We start from the raw sequence: 982 nt of genomic DNA, 5'->3' as shown, positions 1-982 counted from the left end.
CTAACTAGATAAGCATGAACAAGCATGAATTATTTGTGTTTAAGTCAGCAAAAGCTGAATCTGACAGGTAAGTGTTGTCGAAGTAATAAGCTATTTGGCCTTGATTAGACACCCGTTGGTGCGCATTAATTTAAGCAATGAATTAAATCGTTTACACTTTAGCTAAGCCTTTAACTAACTGGACGAATGAGCCAACCCCTTGAGTAGTGCAAGATTAAGGTTAGCCGATGAATGTCTAGTGGCCCTAAACGATAAGCTGTATCGACTGATTTAGGCAGCGATGAGATCGCAATAAGAGACCCTCAATATGTATTTGCCGTAAACGACTTTAACGGCTAACCGACATAGCGAAGTTGAACAGATTTAAGAATTGCAGATACAAATTAGCTGCTCAAACGCAGCTAAAAAGAATCGTTATGCTTACTTGACCGGAGAAGGTTCATATGTGTTATACGTTTTTATACCACTTTAATGATTTAATTACGATTAACGCTTCTTTACTAACTTTTAAATGTTTAAATGACTCTTCGTTTTCTTGAGCGTTGCCAACCATTTTGAAACGTTCATTTAGCAGATACACGAGTTCCTCTGACATTTTTTTGATATTTTCATCTGAGGAATCTTCAATATTTAGCTTATTTTGTTGAATCAAAGCTTCTAGGAAAACGCTACAAGTTGCTCTTTTATTTTGAAACGAAGCTTTCTGCCACGCTATAGCATTTGCTGATTGCAAGTTGCCACCAACTTGCCAGTATCCAGAATCAAATTTAGCAGATTTCTCATGAGAGATTTCTACAGCTAATTTTTCAAACTCGGTAGTTGCTTCAGAGCAACCTGTAATTAATAGGGTGAGTAGCAATATCCTTAAATTCATAGTCATTCCTTAATAAACGTATAACGCTTCAATAATACGTGCAGCAAGTTTGGCAGTTTCTTTGCGTTGTTTGCAATAGAAAATGAAAAAATTGCGGAGTCGTATTTC

1 protein-coding gene is annotated in these 982 nt (G+C 36.5%); it reads right to left on the bottom strand.

The window, feature by feature from the left end:
• Positions 1-448: 448 nt before the first annotated feature.
• A complete protein-coding gene (locus AN214_RS21725) occupies positions 449-874 on the bottom strand; it encodes a hypothetical protein (RefSeq protein ID WP_054981613.1) in 426 nt (141 codons plus the stop codon).
• Positions 875-982 lie beyond the last annotated feature (108 nt).

It is taken from the genome of Pseudoalteromonas sp. P1-9 (assembly GCF_001399975.1).
Classification (GTDB): Bacteria; Pseudomonadota; Gammaproteobacteria; order Enterobacterales; family Alteromonadaceae; genus Pseudoalteromonas.
The sequence above is the reverse complement of the archived record's forward strand: the minus strand, read 5'-3'. Positions and strand labels throughout refer to the sequence as shown.

Bases quoted from the DNA above. Each gene is read 5' to 3' on its own strand.
- AN214_RS21725 (WP_054981613.1), bottom strand. From the start codon at position 874: ATGAATTTAAGGATATTGCTACTCACCCTATTAATTACAGGTTGCTCT.